The organism is Pseudomonas sp. FH4 (assembly GCF_000510915.2).
Classification (GTDB): Bacteria; Pseudomonadota; Gammaproteobacteria; order Pseudomonadales; family Pseudomonadaceae; genus Aquipseudomonas; species Aquipseudomonas brenneri.
Window position 1 is genome coordinate 213,722 of the sequence record NZ_AOHN01000019.1, and the last position, 16,264, is coordinate 229,985.

Below are 16,264 nucleotides of genomic sequence, written 5' to 3' on the forward strand. Positions count from 1 at the left end.
CTGCCAATAGCGGTTAGCCACATGCAGCAAGTAAAAGCCCCGCCAGCAGTGACGGGGCTTTTTACATTGACGGAAATTACGCTGCTGATAGATCGTTAGCCTGCTTCCTTTTCTCCCCAGCCCTTGCCATGATGCGTTCACCGCCCTGCCGCGAATGAGCCTCCATGCCTGCCGCTCCCAGCTCCCTGTCGATCACCCTGCAGATCGTCTCCATCGTCTTCTATACCTTTATTGCGTTCATCTGCATCGGCCTGCCGATTGCGGTGATTCCCGGCTACGTCCACGAACAGTTGGGCTTTAGCGCCGTCGTGGCAGGTGTGACGATCGGTTCGCAGTACCTGGCCACCCTCCTCAGCCGCCCCATGGCCGGGCGCATGTCGGACAACGTCGGCACCAAGCGTGCGATCGTGCTCGGCTTGAGCGGCATCCTGCTCAGCGGTGTCTTGACCTTTTTCGCCACTCTGCTGCAAAGCCTGCCCAGCCTGAGCCTGGGGGTTCTGATTGTCGGCCGCGTACTGCTCGGTGTGGCCCAGGGCCTGATCGGCGTGGGTACCATCAGTTGGTGCATGGGCCAGGTCGGCGCCGAACACACCGCTCGCTCCATTTCGTGGAACGGTATTGCGTCCTATGGCGCCATCGCCATTGGCGCACCGCTGGGCGTGGTGATGGTTGCGCAATACGGCTACAACAGTCTCGGTATCGCCCTGGCGCTGTTGGCTGCGCTGGGCCTGGTGCTGATTCGCAAAAAGCCCTCGGTGCCGGTGGTGCGCGGCGAGCGCCTGCCGTTCTGGGCGGTGTTCGGGCGAATTGCGCCGTTTGGCGCCAGCCTGTGCCTGGCCTCCATTGGCTATGGCACTTTGACCACCTTCATTACCTTGTTCTACCTCAGTCGCGGCTGGATCGGCGCCGCCTGGTGCCTGACGGTGTTTGGCATCTGCTTTATCCTGTCGCGCCTGCTGTTTATCTCCAGCATCAACCGCTTCGGCGGCTTTCGCGCAGCGATTGCCTGCATGACCCTGGAAACCATCGGCCTGGTCCTGCTGTGGCTCGCACCGTCTCCTGGCATCGCCCTGATCGGCGCCGGCCTCACCGGCTTTGGCCTGTCCCTGGTGTATCCGGCATTGGGCGTCGAAGCCATCAAGCAGGTGCCCAACAGCAGCCGGGGCGCCGGGCTGAGTGCCTATGCGGTGTTTTTTGATCTGGCGCTGGCGATTGCCGGGCCATTGATGGGCGCGGTGGCGCTGAACCTGGGTTATTCATGGATCTTCTTCTGCGCGGCCCTACTGTCCGTCACGGGCCTGGGCCTGAGCTTGCTGTTGATGCGCCGGGCCTACTGATCGGCGGTCTGCATGCCGGCCCGCGAGTGCTGGCCGAGGGTGCGACTGAAAAAACGCCCGGCCTCGGAAATCAGGTCGCGGTGAATGCCCTCACGGTCCACCCCGTCGGCATCCGTACACAGCGCCGGCATCAGCGCCAGTTGCTCGTCATCGCACGGAGCCATGAAGATAAAGTGCCCAGCCCCAGCCAACAGTTTAAAGTCCGGTGGCTGCGGCAGTTTGCGCGCCAGGGCGGCAGCGTTTTTATCCACGGCCACTAGCTTGTCGCCATCACCGCTGTAGAGCAGCACCGGGACATGCACGTCGCCCAAGGTGTGCCGACCAAACATCAGACTCAGCGGTGCCATCAGCATCAACGCATGGATCCGTGGATCGGACTGGGGTTGCAGGTCATCGCGGTCGACCACCAGCTCACCCTTGGTCGTACAGGCATCATGGTCTTCGGGACGCTCCTGGCAATAACGGCGCAAACGCTCGAAGTCCGGCTTGGCCCCGGCCAGGATCAACGCCGTTTCCCCGCCCGCCGAATAGCCAATCACCCCCACCTGGTCCTCATTGACGAATGGCGACAGCATCGGGTCGCCAAGGGTGGCGGTAATCGCTGTGGAAATCTGGATCGGCCGCCCATACAGATTGCTCAAGGTACCCAGGCGGCTGTGGTCTTTGTAGTTGTCGCCCGGATGCAGCACCGCCACCACCACAAAACCCTTGCGCGCCAGCGACGTCGCCAGGTCATGCAAGGCCAGGGGCGTGCCGGTATTGCCGTGGGACAGCATCAACAGCGGAAAGCGGCCAATGGCGACCTTGGCGTCCTCCGTGGCGGCAACACGATACGCCCCCACCTGACTGATATGTTCCTGGCCTGTGGATGGGTAAAAGGCGATGGCTTTCATCGGCTGCAAATCCAGCGGGTCGAGAAAGCTCATCCGGTGATAGCCCACACTCCAATGAGGGTGCGGCGCCACCGCAGCCTGCACCGAAACGAGGCCGCCGAGCAGGGAAACCAGCAAGACTGCACAAAGACGCATCATGGGGGATGTCCACCTGTGCTGCGTGAAGCCTGGGAGTGGGCTCAGGCCCGGGCGGTATGGCTCTGCACTGCATAACCTGCGCCAGATTCGCCCGTTCAAAACAGAAAACTCCGTATTCCGCTGGCTTTCAGGCCATCAGAATACAGAGTTTAGGCGTCTCGAATCAGATTGATAGCGAGCCGCGGTGAAATTTACAGCGTACTTACGCAGCGATGAACAGCTGCTCGCTGATCACGGCGTTGGCATCGTTCAGCGCCTTGCTGCGCACTTCGTCACCGTAGGCCAGGCCATGGGCGCGCACGAACTCGACATCGGTGATACCGAGGAAACCCAGCAACACTTTCAAGTAGTCTTCGTGCGCCACACCGGTAGGTTGGCCAGCGTGCAGGCCGCCGGCGGTGGAGACCACGATGACTTTTTTGTTGCCGCACAGGCCTTCAGGGCCGGCTTCGGTGTAGCGGAACGTCTGGCCGGCGACGGCAATGCGGTCGATCCAGGCTTTGAGCTGGGTTGGGATGGTGAAGTTGTACATCGGCGCTGCGATGACCACCGCGTCAGCCGCCAGGAACTCAGCCAGGGTCGAGGCGCTCAGGTCGGCTTCGTGCTTCTGCACCGCATCACGCAGCTCGGCAGCGGTGCCCAGGGCGCCCAGGGTAATCCCGGAAAAGTGGTTGATCCCTTCGCTGGCCAAGTCGCGGTAGGTCACGTCCACACCCGGCTCGGCTGCCTGCCAGGCCTTGACCACTTCGCGGCTCAACTGACGGGACACCGAGTTGTCGCCCAAGATGCTGGAATCGATATGCAAGAGTTTCATGTGGGATCTCCAAGTGAGGACCGCCACCGGGCGATCTGATGGAAAGAATCCTACAGATCAATCCAATAGCCGATTAGCCGGTTAAAATGCGATAGTTCGTCCCACTGACAGGACAATAGGCCCAACATGCAAGACCTCAATGACCTCTACTATTTCGCCAAGGTGGTGGAAGCCGGCGGCTTCGCGGCGGCTGGCCGACTGCTGGGGATTCCCAAGTCACGGCTGTCGCGGCGTATTGCCGAACTGGAAGAACGCCTCGGCGCCCGCTTGTTGCAGCGCACCACCCGGCAATTGACCCTGACCGCCGTCGGCGAACGCTACCTGGGGCATTGCCAGGCGATGCTGCTGGAAGCGGAAATGGCCGACGAAGCCGTGGCCAACATGTCCAGCGAGCCCCGGGGCCGCCTGCGGGTCAGTTGCCCGGTGGGCCTGGCCCACGAAATTTTACCGACCGTCGTAGCGCAATTCCTGGCGGCGCACCCGTTGGTGCAACTTGAAATGATGCTGGTCAATCGCCGCGTCGACCTGGTGGCCGAGGGTGTAGACGTGGCCCTGCGTGTACGCGAACTGGGGGATGAAGATCCGCTGCTGGTGACCCGTCGCCTGCGCCAGGCCCAGACGGCCATGGTCGCCAGCCCCGAGTTTGTGCGTGAGCACCCGGTCAACTCCCCGGCCGACCTCAAGCAACTGCCCGTGCTCGGCGCACTGGAAGCCGACCGCATGGTCCACCTGCGCATGCTCGACCCAGCAGGCAATGCCACCGACCTGGTGCTGGAGGCACGCCTGGGTATCGACGACTTCCTGGTGCGCAAGGCCAGCGCCCTCGCCGGCCTGGGCTTTACCGTGCTGCCGATGATGTATTGCGAGCAAGAACTGGAAAGTGGCCAGTTGGTGCAACTGCTGCCTGAATGGTCATTGCCCGGTGGCTGGCTGCAAGCGGTGTACCCGCACCGGCGCGGCGTATCGCCAGCGATCCGTGCCTGGATCGACTTCCTGGCCCATGCCTTCAACAATTGCGGGGAACGACTGCTATGAGTACGCGGATCATGACCGAAGCCGACGTCGTCCAGTTCTGCCTGGGTTTGCCCGGTGCGCGGGAAGATTACAAGTGGGGCGGCGTACGGGTGTTCTCGATTGCCGGCAACAAGATGTTCGCCTTGCAGAACCTGCGGGGTGATTCCCTGGCGTTCAAGGTCGACAAGGAACTGTTCCTCGGCCACGTGGACCGCCCGGGAATCCACCCTGCGCCGTACCTGGCGCGGGCGCAGTGGATCATCATGCAAGCGCCCTACCCGCTGGGCGGCGAGGAGCTACGTGGTTTGTTGCAACGCTCCCACCAGTTGGTGGTGAGCAAACTCCCCAAGCGCACGCAGATTGGGTTGAGGCTGGAAGAATAAGGTTTCCTGTAGGAGCTGGCTTGCCAACTCCTACAGGGTTGGCTATCTAGAAGACGGACAGCAGCGTGCCGCCAAGAAACAACTGATCGATCCAGAACACCTGGTGCAGCAATACAATCAGCCAGAACACCACCTGATACGACACCTTGCGCGTCTTGTGGCGAAACACCTGCTGGGCGATCAACGCACCCGGCCAGCCACCGGCCAGTTCCATGGCATGCAGGATCTTCTCCGGGGTGCGCCAACTGTCGCTCTGGGCCTTGCGCTTGTCGCTCCAGTACAGGCAAAACGTCACCACACTGACCAGGCCATAGGCCGCCAGCGGGATCAGCGACACCCCGCGATACGCCAGCAGTGCCGCGCCAAACAGCGGCACGGCACACAACAGCACAAACACCAGGGCCTTGGATCGCAGATGCTGGATTGTGTTGCGGGGCATGTTCATCAAGCCTTGGCCGCCGCCCAGTCAATCCAGCCGAACTGCCAGGTGGCCAGGATCAGCAGACCGAATGCAATCCGATACCAGGCAAACACCGCGTAGCTGTGGCTGGCGATGAACTTGAGCAAACCGCGCACCGCAATCATCGCGAAAATGAACGAGACCACGAAGCCGACGGCAAACACCGGCAGGTCCGCAGGCTGGAACAGTTCACGGTACTTGTAGCCCGAATACACTGCCGCACCGACCATGGTCGGCATCGCCAGGAAGAATGAGAATTCGGTGGCCGTCTTGCGCGACAGGCCAAACAACAGGCCGCCAATAATGGTTGCGCCGGAACGCGACGTACCCGGAATCATCGCCAGGCACTGGGCAAAGCCCACCTTCAAGGCGTCTTTCCAGGTGATGTCATCCACCGTTTCAGCATGGATTTGATGCTCGCGGCGCTCAGCCCACAACATGATCACCCCGCCGATCACCAGCGCAGTGGCCACGGTGATCGGGTTGAACAGGTATTCATGGATCAGGTCGGCGAAAATCACCCCCAACACCACCGCCGGCATGAACGCGATCAGCAGGTTGATGGTGAAGCGCTGCGCATTGCGCTGGGTCGGCAGGCCGATTACCACGTCGAGAATCTTGCGTCGGAACTCCCAGACCACCGCCAGGATCGCACCCAGTTGAATGATGATGTTGAACGCCATGGCGCGTTCGCCACCGAAGTCGAGCAAGTCGGCGACGATGATCTGGTGCCCGGTACTGGAGATCGGCAAGAACTCCGTCAGCCCTTCGACAATGCCAAGTATCAGTGCCTGAAAGGCGGTCCAAAGATCCATTATTCCCCCAAAAGGCCATGCGACGGCATGCCTCGTTGATATTTTCTAGGTGTTCACTAACGATGAGCACGCTGCAAGGCCGCGCGCAGGATCAAGGCTGAACTGCAGAATTTGTGTGAAAAATCAGGCAGGACTCAGGTTTTTTGATTCCGGGCCGAAAGCCTATCAGACAAGCCCGAATTGCGCTTCGCGTTATCACTGGCCGATCAATGCAGCACTGACAATTATAAGAACGCGGAGTGACATGACTATGAATAGTTTGCGCAATATGTCGATCAGCCGGCGCCTCTGGATGATCCTGATAGTCGCCGTGTTGATGTTGCTGACCCTGGGTTTGCTGATGCTCAAGCAGATCCACGACGATCTCTACCAGGCCAAGAGCCAGCAGACCCAGCATGTGGTGCAGACCGCCAGCGGGATTCTGAATTTTTATCACGGCCTCGAAACCACCGGCGTACTGACCCGCGAAGCCGCGCAGAAGCAAGCCCTGAGTGTGGTACGCGGCCTGCGCTACGACCAGGACGACTACTTCTGGATCAATGACCTGACGCCGGTAATGATCATGCACCCGGCCAACCCCAAGCTCGACGGCCAGAACCTCTCGGCCATCCGCGATCCGGACGGTTTTGCGGTGTTCAACGAATTTGTCACCCTGGCCAAGGCCAAGGGCGCCGGCATGGTCGACTACCGCTGGCCGAAACCCGGCGCGGATGCACCGGTGGCCAAGACCTCCTATATCCAGTTGTTCGAACCCTGGGGCTGGATCATTGGCTCCGGCGTCTACGTGGATGATGTGCAGGCGCAGTTCCGTGGCCAGGTGTGGCAAGCCTCCCTCGTCGGCCTGGGCATTGCACTGATCATGGCCCTGCTGGTGGTGCTGATTGCCCGCAGCATCGTGCGCCCACTGCAGGAAGCGGTACACGCCATGGCCAATATCGCCAGCGGCGAAAGCGACCTGACCCGCAGCCTCGACACCCACGGCCAGGACGAAGTCACCCAACTGTCCCGGCACTTCAATACGTTCACCGCCAAACTGCGCCAGGTGGTCAGCCAGTTGCAGGTCTGCGCCAATGCCCTGGGCCAGTCGTCCGCCGAACTGGGCAGCAACGCCAGCCAGGCCCATGACCGCAGCCAGCAGCAGTCCCAGCAGATGGAGTTGGTGGCCACCGCGATCAATGAGGTGACCTACGGCGTGCAGGACGTGGCCAAGAATGCCGAACACGCCGCCAGCGAAATGCGCGACGCCCAGACCCAGGCCGAACAGGGCCAGGTGAATATCGACGGCAGCCTGCAACAGATCGATGCACTGTCCGGCACCATCAGCCAGGCCGTGGATGTCATCCGTACCTTGTCCACCGAAAGCACACAGATTGGCGGCGTACTGGAGGTGATTCGCTCGATTGCCGACCAGACCAACCTGCTGGCCCTCAACGCCGCCATCGAGGCGGCTCGCGCCGGCGAACAGGGCCGCGGCTTTGCCGTGGTGGCCGACGAAGTACGCCTGCTGGCCCAGCGCACGCAGAAATCCACCGCCGAGATCCAGAGCATGATCGAACGCCTGCAAGGGCATTCCGAAGCCGCGGTCAAGGTCATCAGCGACAGTCACCAGGCTTCGCAACTGACCATCGAACAAGCCGGCCAGGCGGGCGCCAGCCTGACCGCCATTGGCCAGGCCCTGCGCAACCTCAACGGCCTCAACGCCTCGATTGCCAGCGCGACCCTGCAACAAGCCCATGTGGTGGAAGACATCAACCAGAACGTGACCCAGGCGGCCGGCCTGTCCCACAGCACCGCGCTGGCGGCACAGCAATCGAGCGTGGCCAGTGTGCATTTGAAGGACTTGAGCGAAGAGCTCAACAGCCTGCTGCGCCAATTCAAGGTCTAGATGCGGGCAAGCCCTGTAGGAGCGAGCTTGCTCGCGAAGAACTTGAAAGCGCCGAGTTTACCCAGCGAATACGCGTTATCGTTGACGTCCTTCGCGAGCAAGCTCGCTCCTACACAATGTCGCCAAAGCCGCCGCAGCCACAACAGGATTTTACCCGGGAGGTTGGGTACAATCGCCCTCCTCTTCGACTCTTCCAAGGAATCCCATGTCCGGGCTTGAACTGTTTGCCGCCGCGCTGGGGGTGATTGCCGTCTGGCTGACAGTCAAACAGAACCCATGGTGCTGGCCAATCGGCCTGGTCATGGTGCTGCTGTACACCTGGGTGTTCTTCGAAGTGAAGCTGTATTCCGACATGCTGCTGCAAGTGGTCTATGCCGGCCTGCAAGTCTACGGCTGGTGGCAATGGACGCGCGCGGGTGAAGTTCGGCAAGGGCGGCAGGTCACCAGCCTCGGCACCCCATCGATCCTCCTGAGCCTGGCCATTGGCGCAACCGGCAGCCTGTTGCTGGGCGCCGCCATGGCGCATTGGACCGATGCCGCACAACCCTGGCTGGATGCTGCGCTGACCGGTTTCAGCCTGGTGGCGCAAATGTGGATGGCGCAAAAACGCGTGCAATGCTGGGCGCTGTGGATCGTGGTCGATGTGATTTTTGTCGGCCTGTTTGTCTACAAAGGGCTGTACCTGACAGCGGCACTCTACGCCTTGTTCACCGTGATAGCCGTGCAGGGCTGGCGGGAATGGCGTGCTGACCCGGCGCTGCGCACATGAAGGTGCTGGTGATGGCCGGCCCCGAGTCCAGCGGCAAAAGCTGGTTGGCCGAGCAATTACAGGCGCATTTCGGTGCGGTGCTGGTGGGGGAATACGTGCGGTATTTCATCGACCACTACCAGCGTGATACCACCCTGGCAGACATCCCCGAAATCGCCCGAGGCCAATTGGCCTGGGAGGATGCGGGCCGTGCCCAAGCGCCAGAGCTGTTGATCCTCGATACCAACCTGCTGACCAACAAGCTATGGAGCCTGACGCTGTTTGGTGATGCCCCCGCGTGGCTCGACGACGCGCTGCTGGCACGCCATTACGACCTGCATCTGCTGCTGTCGCCCGAAGGCATTGGCTGGACCGCCGATGGTCAGCGCTGCCAGCCGAACCTGGCTGACCGCCAAGCGTTCTTCCAGGCCAGCCGCGACTGGCTGGAGCAGCATCACCAGCCGTACCGGGTGCTGGGTGGGGATTGGCAAGCGCGGCATGACCAGGCCTTCGCAGCGGTGACGCAACTGCTCGCCGAATAAATCCCCTACTCGCGGATCACCTGCCGTTGATACTGCGGATCAGCCTTGATCTGTTGTTCAGTAAACGGCAATGGGCTGAGTTTTTTCTCGGAGAAGGCCTGGGTCTGGTCCTTGAAATACGGCGACGCCGGGTCGCTGGACAGTGAGAACGCCAATACCCCTTCAGCCTTCGGCCCGTTGTCGTCAAAGGTGACGATCTGCAAGTAACTGCTGCCGCTGACCACCTCACGCTTGCCATCTGCCCTGGGCACGCTTTGCATCGCGTTGTAGATCCCCAGTTCCTGCGGCCCACCATGCATCGGGGTGTTACCCGACACCTGGATATCGCCCCAACGAGTGCCTGCCTTCAACCCCAACTCGGTCACCTGTACGACTGACGCCAGCATCGCTTCATGCAACGCCTTGGCCACCTCCGGCCGCTCGATGGCGAGCCCCCGTGGCGTGGTTTGCGCGCTGCGCGGGTCAAACGCGACACGCCATACATCCGGCACTTGCTGCATCTGCTCCAGTACGTGGATGAAATGCACCAGGCCCAGGCCGCTGTCGAGATTGGCCTTCTGGTCCCAGTCCTTGAGATGGGTACACAGGGTGTTCAAGGATGCATCCGTCTGTTGTGCGCAGAACTTGAGCAAGTCCGGCATCACCTGATCGGCCAGATACACCTGGTTGTCCAGCACCATGTGTTGCAGGTCAGCGCTACTGATCGGCTGCTTGTCCAGGTCCTGCAAACGCTGCAAGGCAAAACGCGCACGCGCGCCCAGAGCAATCTGATCCTGGCTGATGACCGGCGAGTAACCGGTCAACGGCGCCTTGGGGTTGGCCATCCAGGCCGAATCGTTGGAGTGCTGCACATAGTCCTTGCGCTCCAGTTGCGGCAGTTGGTCCGCCGGAAAAATCCCCGGCTGCGCCGCACGCGGGTCAATGTCCCAGGCGCAGGCACTGTGGGCACCGTCGAGCACGATCAGTTGCAGGCCGGCACGCGGGTCACTGCATTGCTGCAGTTTTTTCGCACTGACGTTGGGCACCACCGACAGGTTCATATACAGGCTCTGCCCCTGGTCGTCCGCCGCCAGGGTGTTGACCCACGGAATGCCTTGCAGGGTGTGCACCGAGGCCTGCAAGTCCTTGAGGCTGCGGGCCTGGTTCATCGCGTACCACTGGTGCAGCACACGGTCGTTGCCCAGGTTGGCATCGCGCAGGCTGAAAGCGTATTGCCCGTTCCAGTCAAGCTTGCCTGGCCATTGCACCACCGGCCCGAACTGCGAACTGTAGACCGTTTGAGTGTGAGGCTTAGCGCCCTTGACCTGCACCGTTACCTGGGTTTTCTGCATGGGGATCGACTTGCCATCGAGCAGGTACCGGGTCGGGTCTTTCGGGTCCAGGGTCAAGCGGTACAAGGTGAAGTGCTTGGACGTATCGACCGTGTGCGTCCAGGCCACATGCTGGTTGAAACCAATGTTGACCACCGGCAGGCCCGGCAAGGCGGCGCCCATCACGTCCAACTGGCCAGGAATGGTCAGGTGCATCTGATAAAAGCGCATGCCGCCAATCCACGGGAAATGTGGATTGGCCAACAACATGCCGCGCCCGTTGAACGAACGTTCACCGCCCACCGCCACGGCGTTACTGCCGCGATCCAGGGTGAAGCGTTGCTGATTCAACGTGGCGACCTCAAACGCCCGCGCACGACCCTGCACCGCCACGCCAGGCTGGGGCGGCGTCGCCCCTGCCAACGCCTCGGCGAATTGCCCCACACCGCCTTCCACCAACAGCCGTCGGGTCAACTTCACCAGATCTGCGGTATTGATCGGCCGCACCCAGGCGCCCTGGCACTGCATCGGCCGCCCCGTTGCCCCGCGCTCCTGAAGATAACGGTTGTACCCCGCCACATACCCCTCAAGACGCTGCTGCACCTGCGGGGTCTGCGCCTTCCAGAAAGCCGCCACCGCCTGGGGGGTGTTGAGCCAGGTAAAAAACACATCGCTGGTCAGGTTGTTACGCTCTTCCAGGGTCGCCTGCTCGGCGCCGAAATAGCGGGCACGCTGACCATTGACCGTCACCACTTCGTTGGCCAGCAGGCACAGGTTGTCCTGCGCATAGGCATAGCCGATGCCATACCCCAGGCCACGCTCATCGCTGGCACGGATATGCGGGATACCAAAAGCAGTGCGGCGGATATCAGCGCTCATCGCACCCGCCTGCACTTCGCTCACCTGGCGAGCCGTCGCACACAGGCTCACCCCCAGCAACACACCCGCCACGCACACCCTGGACAACCCGTTGGAAATAATCACGCAGACCCCATCATCAAGCCAAATTAAACGCCCAAGGCGAAGCCGGCCTGCCAGCGCCAACCCACCGATAGAGACGTAAAAAATCGAGAAAATTTAGTCTGCGTGCCGATTATTTCCAGGCACCAGGAATGTGACAGCGCTGTTACTGACAAAATTTATACACATTGGACTTCATGATTTGCGCCGCTCATACGTCTTATTACTTAGAGAGCACCATCATTTTCCTGATCAGGCTCTGATAAGGAGTTTTTGCATGTACAACCCGCAACTGCCCACGGACGGACATTCTATGGCCCACGACGCCGCTTTTGGCCCGGGTAACCAAGCCTTCGCCAAGGCACCCGAGCATCAAGGCAACCAACGCATCCGGCATTTGCTCAAGTGTTTTGGGTTGCGTACCAGCCTGATCCGGCTGAAGGTGATCGACGCCCTGCTCACCGCCGCCGACAACGGCCGCACGCTGGGTGTACGGGGTGTGCACAGCCATTTGCTGGAGCTGGGCATCCCGTTATCGTTCTTGAGTGTGCGCGAGGTGCTCAAGCGCCTGTGCAGCGAGGGTGTGATCACCCTCAACAACGACAAAAGCTACAGCCTCCATGAAGAGGCCGCCAAGGTACTGGCCGCCGGCGCCTGACTCAACGGCCAGGCTTGACCTTGCGGCGCATGATGCCGTTGATCACGACCACGATTACCGCCACGGCAATGGCGATGTATTGGAACGTCTTCTCACTGATGGCGCCAGTGTTCTGCAAATAGGACAGGCCAAACATCGTGCCGAGGACGACCAGCGAAATCAGAATCGAGTAAATCAAGCGTTGCTTCTGGGTCATGACGGGTTCCTGAAACCTGAAAATTGGGGCTCATGTTACAGGCGATGAAACGCTTTGGCACCCGCGCACATGCCCTTGTAGGCGCGAGCTTGCTCGCGAAGAACGTCAGAACACCGCGTTTTATCAGGCAGTACGCGTTATCGTTGACGTTTTTCGCGAGCAAGCTCGCTCCTACAAAGGGCAAGATCGGCAGGTTATTTGTCTTTGAATTCGGGCGCGCGCTTGGCGACGAATGCTGCCATGCCTTCCTTCTGATCCTGGGTGGCAAAGGCCGCGTGGAACACCCGGCGTTCAAAGCGCACACCTTCCGACAGGCTGACCTCGAAGGCGCGGTTCACGCTTTCCTTGACCATCATGCTGATCGGCACCGATTTACTGGCGATCAGCGCAGCGACCTTCAGCGCCTCTTCCAGCAGTTCGTCCGACGGCACGATCCGCGCCACGACGCCACAACGCTCGGCCTCCACCGCATCGATAAAGCGCCCGGTCAGGCACATTTCCATGGCCTTGGCCTTGCCTACCGCGCGAGTCAAGCGCTGGGTGCCGCCCATGCCCGGCAGCACGCCGAGGTTGACTTCCGGCTGGCCAAACTTGGCGTTGTCACCGGCCAGGATAAAATCGCACATCAAGGCCAGCTCGCAACCGCCGCCCAGGGCAAAGCCGTTGACTGCGGCAATGATCGGCTTGCGTCGGTTAGCCACGCGATCACTGTCGCTGAACAGGTCGTCGAGGTAGATCTGCGGGTAGGTCAGCTCGGCCATTTCCTTGATATCGGCACCGGCGGCAAAGGCTTTTTTCGAACCGGTCAACACAATGCAGCCAATCTCGGGGTTGGCTTCCAGGCTGTCCAGGGCCTGGTTCACTTCACTGACCAGTTGCGCGTTCAAGGCGTTCAGTGCCTCGGGGCGATTGAGGGTAATCAGCCCGACACGGCCTTGAACGTCGAGCAAAATGGTTTGGTAACTCATCGATCCGTTCCTCTTCAAAGATTGCGCGAAATGACCATGCGCTGAATATCACTGGTGCCTTCATAAATCTGGCAGACCCGCACATCACGGTAGATCCGCTCCAGCGGGAAGTCGCTCAGGTAACCGTATCCGCCCAGGGTTTGCAAGGCGGCAGAACAGACTTTCTCGGCCATTTCCGAGGCGAACAGCTTGGCCATGGACGCCTCCACCAGCGCGGGCCGACCACTGTCGCGCAGGGCCGCGGCGTAATGCACCATCTGCCGGGCCACGGCGATCTGGGTGGCCATGTCTGCCAGGCGAAACGCCACGGCCTGATGCTCGATCAGGGCCTTGCCAAAACTCTCACGCTCACGCGCGTAGTCACGAGCGGCTTCAAACGCCGCGCGGGCCATGCCCACCGATTGCGAGGCAATGCCTACGCGGCCGCCCTCCAGATTGGCCAGGGCAATCCGGTACCCCTCGCCCTCTTCGCCCAGGCGGTTGGCCACTGGCACCTTCACATCCTCAAACAGGATCTGGCAGGTATCGGATGCATGTTGGCCAAGCTTGTCCTCGACCCGCGCCACCGTGTAGCCAGGCGAGTCGGTCGGCACGATAAACGCGCTGATCCCGCGCTTGCCGGCCGCCGGGTCCGTCACGGCAAACACAATCACCACCCCGGCGTTCTGCCCGGACGTGATGAACTGCTTGCAGCCATTGAGCACGTAGTGATCGCCCTCAAGGCGGGCCCGGGTTTTCAGGCTGCTGGCGTCAGACCCGGCCTGGGGCTCGGTCAGGGCGAATGCACCGAGCATTGCGCCGCTGGCCAGGGGCTTGAGGAACTGCTCTTTCTGCTGGTCATTGCCGAACTTGAGGATCGGTACGCAACCGACCGAGTTGTGCACGCTCATGATGGTCGAGCACGCGCCATCCCCCGCTGCGACTTCTTCCAGGGCCATGGCATAGGCCAGGTAACCGGTGTCGCAACCGCCCCACTGTTCCGGCACGAGCATGCCGAAAAAGCCCAGCTCGGCCATTTCAGCAATGGCCTCCTTGGGAAAACGGTGCTCGCGGTCCCACTCGGCAGCGAACGGTTTCAGTCGTTCCTGGGCAAATTGCCGGGCCGCGTCGCTGATTTGCAGTTGTTCGTCATTGGGCAACATATCAATTCCTTAATCCAGGCACTCGACAGCCATGGCCGTAGCTTCGCCGCCACCGATGCAGATTGCCGCGACACCGCGCTTGAGGCCTTTCTGGCGCAGGGCCGAGAGCAGGGTCACAAGGATGCGTGCGCCCGATGCGCCAATCGGATGCCCCAGGGCGCAAGCGCCACCGTGAACGTTGACCTTGTCGTGGGGGATTTGCAGCTTGCTCATGGTGACCAGGCTGACCACGGCAAAGGCTTCGTTGATTTCAAACAGGTCGACATCGCCCAGGCTCCAGCCGGTCTTGCTCAACAATTTACGGATCGCCCCCACCGGCGCCACCGGAAACAGCCCAGGCTCATCGGCAAACGCGGCGTGACCATGGATCACCGCCAACGGCTTGAGCCCACGCTGCTGTGCTTCACTCTGGCGCATCATGAGCAAGGCTGCCGCGCCATCGGAGATCGAACTGGAGTTGGCCGCCGTCACCGTACCGCCTTCGCGAAACGCTGGTTTGAGAGTGGCGATCTTGTCCAGCCTGGCCTTGGGCGGCTGCTCGTCGTCAGTGATGGTTTTTTGTTCCTTGCCCACGGTGACCTGCACCGGGACGATCTCGGCGCTGAAGCTGCCAGCCTTGATCGCCTGTTGCGCACGGGTCAGCGAGGCAATGGCAAATGCGTCCTGGGCTTCACGGGTGAAGCCATTGGCCTCGGCGCAATCTTCGGCAAAAGTGCCCATCAGGCGACCCTTGTCATAGGCGTCTTCGAGGCCGTCGAGGAACATATGGTCGAGAACCCGGCCATGGCCCATGCGGTAGCCACTGCGCGCACGGTCCAGCAGATACGGCGCGTTGGACATGCTCTCCATGCCGCCGGCGATCACCACTTGCACGCTGCCGGCCAGCAGCGAGTCATGGGCAAGAATCGCCGCTTCCATGCCTGACCCGCACATCTTGTTGAGGGTGGTGCAGCGCGTCGACTTATCCAGCCCGGCGCCCAGTGCAGCCTGGCGGGCCGGGGCCTGACCGAGGCCTGCGGGCAGTACGCAACCGAACAGCACTTCATCCACTGCGTCAGTGGCGATACCGGCGCGCTCGACAGCGGCGCGAATCGCAGCGGCGCCCAGTTGCGGCGCGGTCAGGCCCTTGAGGTCGCCCTGAAAGCCGCCCATGGGGGTGCGCACGGCGCTGACGATAACAATCGGATCGTGGAGCTGAGTCATGACAAATCCTCCTTACTTGGCCGCCATGCGCAAGGCACCGTCGAGACGGATCACCTCGCCATTGAGCATGCTGTTTTCAATGATATGCCGTGCCAGTGCAGCGTATTCGGCCGGTTTGCCCAGGCGTGGCGGGAACGGTACGCCGGCCGCCAGCGAGTCGCGGACCTCTGGGGTCATGCCAGCCATCATCGGCGTTTCAAAAATGCCCGGGGCAATCGTCATCACCCGAATGCCGAAGCGCGCCAACTCCCGCGCGGCAGGCAGGGTCAGGCTGGCAATCGCCCCCTTGGACGCCGCGTAGGCCGCCTGGCCGATCTGGCCGTCGAAGGCCGCCACCGAAGCGGTGTTGATGATCACGCCGCGCTCACCCTCAGCATTGGCCTCGGACTCAGCGATGGCTGCCGCAGCCAGGCGCAGCAGGTTGAAACTGCCGATCAGGTTGACGTTGATCACCTGGGCAAAACTGGCCAGGGCATGCGGCCCGTTCTTGCCGAGGATTTTCTCGCCACGTACCACGCCTGCGCAGTTGACCAACCCATGCAGACCGCCAAACGCCGCAACGGTCGCTTGCACGGCCGCTTCGGCGGCTGCTTCCTGGCTGATATCTGCCACCACGCTGCGCGCCTGCGCGCCCAGTTTTGTGGCCTGGGCCGCCACGGCCTCGGCATTCAGGTCCACCAGCATCACCCTGGCGCCAGCGGCCACGAGCATTTCGGCAGTCGCCGCGCCGAGGCCCGACGCGCCGCCGCTGACCATAAATACCTTGTTTTCAATCTGCATCATTGTTTCCTTAAAAAG

17 protein-coding genes are annotated in these 16,264 nt (G+C 61.5%); 7 read left to right on the forward strand and 10 right to left on the reverse strand.

What is annotated here, in order from left to right; genetic code table 11:
• Positions 1-164: 164 nt before the first annotated feature.
• The gene (locus tag H097_RS14330) at positions 165-1,337 is read left to right on the forward strand and encodes an MFS transporter (protein WP_032860505.1); all 1,173 of its coding nucleotides are present in this window, start codon (positions 165-167) and stop codon (positions 1,335-1,337) included.
• On the opposite strand, the gene H097_RS14335 is transcribed toward H097_RS14330, so the two are convergent.
• Positions 1,331-2,368, reverse strand: a complete 1,038-nt coding sequence (locus tag H097_RS14335) for a dienelactone hydrolase (RefSeq protein WP_032860506.1) — start codon at positions 2,366-2,368, stop codon at positions 1,331-1,333. The two genes, H097_RS14330 and H097_RS14335, sit on opposite strands and share 7 nt — an antisense overlap.
• A 202-nt stretch (positions 2,369-2,570) precedes the next feature.
• Complete coding sequence (locus H097_RS14340; protein ID WP_032860507.1) at positions 2,571-3,182, reverse strand: FMN-dependent NADH-azoreductase; 612 nt, start codon at positions 3,180-3,182, stop codon at positions 2,571-2,573.
• 126 nt (positions 3,183-3,308) lie between these two features.
• On the opposite strand from H097_RS14340, the gene H097_RS14345 reads away from it, so the two are divergent.
• Both H097_RS14345 and H097_RS14350 read left to right on the forward strand, forming a co-directional pair.
• Positions 3,309-4,217: a LysR substrate-binding domain-containing protein gene (locus H097_RS14345; RefSeq protein WP_032860508.1), complete on the forward strand. Its 909-nt coding sequence runs from the start codon at positions 3,309-3,311 to the stop codon at positions 4,215-4,217.
• 11 nt (positions 4,218-4,228) lie between these two features.
• Positions 4,229-4,579 (forward strand): MmcQ/YjbR family DNA-binding protein, encoded by a 351-nt coding sequence (locus tag H097_RS14350; protein ID WP_032860509.1) that lies wholly within the window; start codon positions 4,229-4,231, stop codon positions 4,577-4,579.
• A gap of 46 nt (positions 4,580-4,625) precedes the next feature.
• Here H097_RS14350 and H097_RS14355 read toward each other — a convergent pair whose 3' ends face one another.
• Together H097_RS14355 and H097_RS14360 are read right to left on the reverse strand one after the other, a co-directional pair.
• Positions 4,626-5,018 carry a DUF1294 domain-containing protein gene (locus tag H097_RS14355; protein WP_050593368.1) on the reverse strand — a complete coding sequence of 131 codons (393 nt, stop codon included), beginning with the start codon at positions 5,016-5,018 and terminating at the stop codon, positions 4,626-4,628.
• Positions 5,019-5,023: 5 nt separating this feature from the next.
• Positions 5,024-5,854, reverse strand: a complete 831-nt coding sequence (locus H097_RS14360) for an undecaprenyl-diphosphate phosphatase (protein WP_032860512.1) — start codon at positions 5,852-5,854, stop codon at positions 5,024-5,026.
• Positions 5,855-6,104: 250 nt separating this feature from the next.
• Between H097_RS14360 and H097_RS14365 the strand changes: the two genes are divergently transcribed.
• The 3 genes from H097_RS14365 (at position 6,105) to H097_RS14375 (ending at position 9,029) form a co-directional block, all read left to right on the forward strand.
• Positions 6,105-7,739 (forward strand): methyl-accepting chemotaxis protein, encoded by a 1,635-nt coding sequence (locus H097_RS14365; RefSeq protein WP_032860513.1) that lies wholly within the window; start codon positions 6,105-6,107, stop codon positions 7,737-7,739.
• 205 nt (positions 7,740-7,944) lie between these two features.
• Positions 7,945-8,508, forward strand: coding sequence for a nicotinamide riboside transporter PnuC (gene pnuC, locus H097_RS14370; RefSeq protein ID WP_032860515.1), 564 nt, complete (start codon positions 7,945-7,947; stop codon positions 8,506-8,508).
• Positions 8,505-9,029, forward strand: a complete 525-nt coding sequence (locus H097_RS14375; protein WP_032860517.1) for an AAA family ATPase — start codon at positions 8,505-8,507, stop codon at positions 9,027-9,029. The genes pnuC and H097_RS14375 overlap by 4 nt, the downstream gene beginning before the upstream one ends.
• A gap of 5 nt (positions 9,030-9,034) precedes the next feature.
• Here H097_RS14375 and H097_RS14380 read toward each other — a convergent pair whose 3' ends face one another.
• The gene (locus tag H097_RS14380) at positions 9,035-11,323 is read right to left on the reverse strand and encodes an acylase (RefSeq protein WP_032860519.1); all 2,289 of its coding nucleotides are present in this window, start codon (positions 11,321-11,323) and stop codon (positions 9,035-9,037) included.
• 253 nt (positions 11,324-11,576) lie between these two features.
• Between H097_RS14380 and H097_RS14385 the strand changes: the two genes are divergently transcribed.
• Positions 11,577-11,957: a hypothetical protein gene (locus H097_RS14385; protein WP_032860521.1), complete on the forward strand. Its 381-nt coding sequence runs from the start codon at positions 11,577-11,579 to the stop codon at positions 11,955-11,957.
• Between the two features lies 1 nt (position 11,958).
• Here H097_RS14385 and H097_RS14390 read toward each other — a convergent pair whose 3' ends face one another.
• The 5 genes from H097_RS14390 to H097_RS14410 all read right to left on the reverse strand — a co-directional run bounded on the left by H097_RS14390 (position 11,959) and on the right by H097_RS14410 (position 16,246).
• Positions 11,959-12,153, reverse strand: a complete 195-nt coding sequence (locus H097_RS14390) for a hypothetical protein (RefSeq protein ID WP_032860524.1) — start codon at positions 12,151-12,153, stop codon at positions 11,959-11,961.
• Positions 12,154-12,347: 194 nt separating this feature from the next.
• Positions 12,348-13,121, reverse strand: coding sequence for an enoyl-CoA hydratase (locus H097_RS14395; RefSeq protein WP_032860525.1), 774 nt, complete (start codon positions 13,119-13,121; stop codon positions 12,348-12,350).
• A gap of 14 nt (positions 13,122-13,135) precedes the next feature.
• Entirely contained in the window at positions 13,136-14,263 is a 1,128-nt protein-coding gene (locus tag H097_RS14400) for an acyl-CoA dehydrogenase (protein WP_032860527.1), read from the reverse strand.
• 9 nt (positions 14,264-14,272) lie between these two features.
• Positions 14,273-15,466 (reverse strand): acetyl-CoA C-acyltransferase, encoded by a 1,194-nt coding sequence (locus H097_RS14405; RefSeq protein WP_032860529.1) that lies wholly within the window; start codon positions 15,464-15,466, stop codon positions 14,273-14,275.
• 12 nt (positions 15,467-15,478) lie between these two features.
• Positions 15,479-16,246 (reverse strand): SDR family NAD(P)-dependent oxidoreductase, encoded by a 768-nt coding sequence (locus tag H097_RS14410; protein WP_032860531.1) that lies wholly within the window; start codon positions 16,244-16,246, stop codon positions 15,479-15,481.
• Between the last annotated feature and the right edge of the window lie 18 nt (positions 16,247-16,264).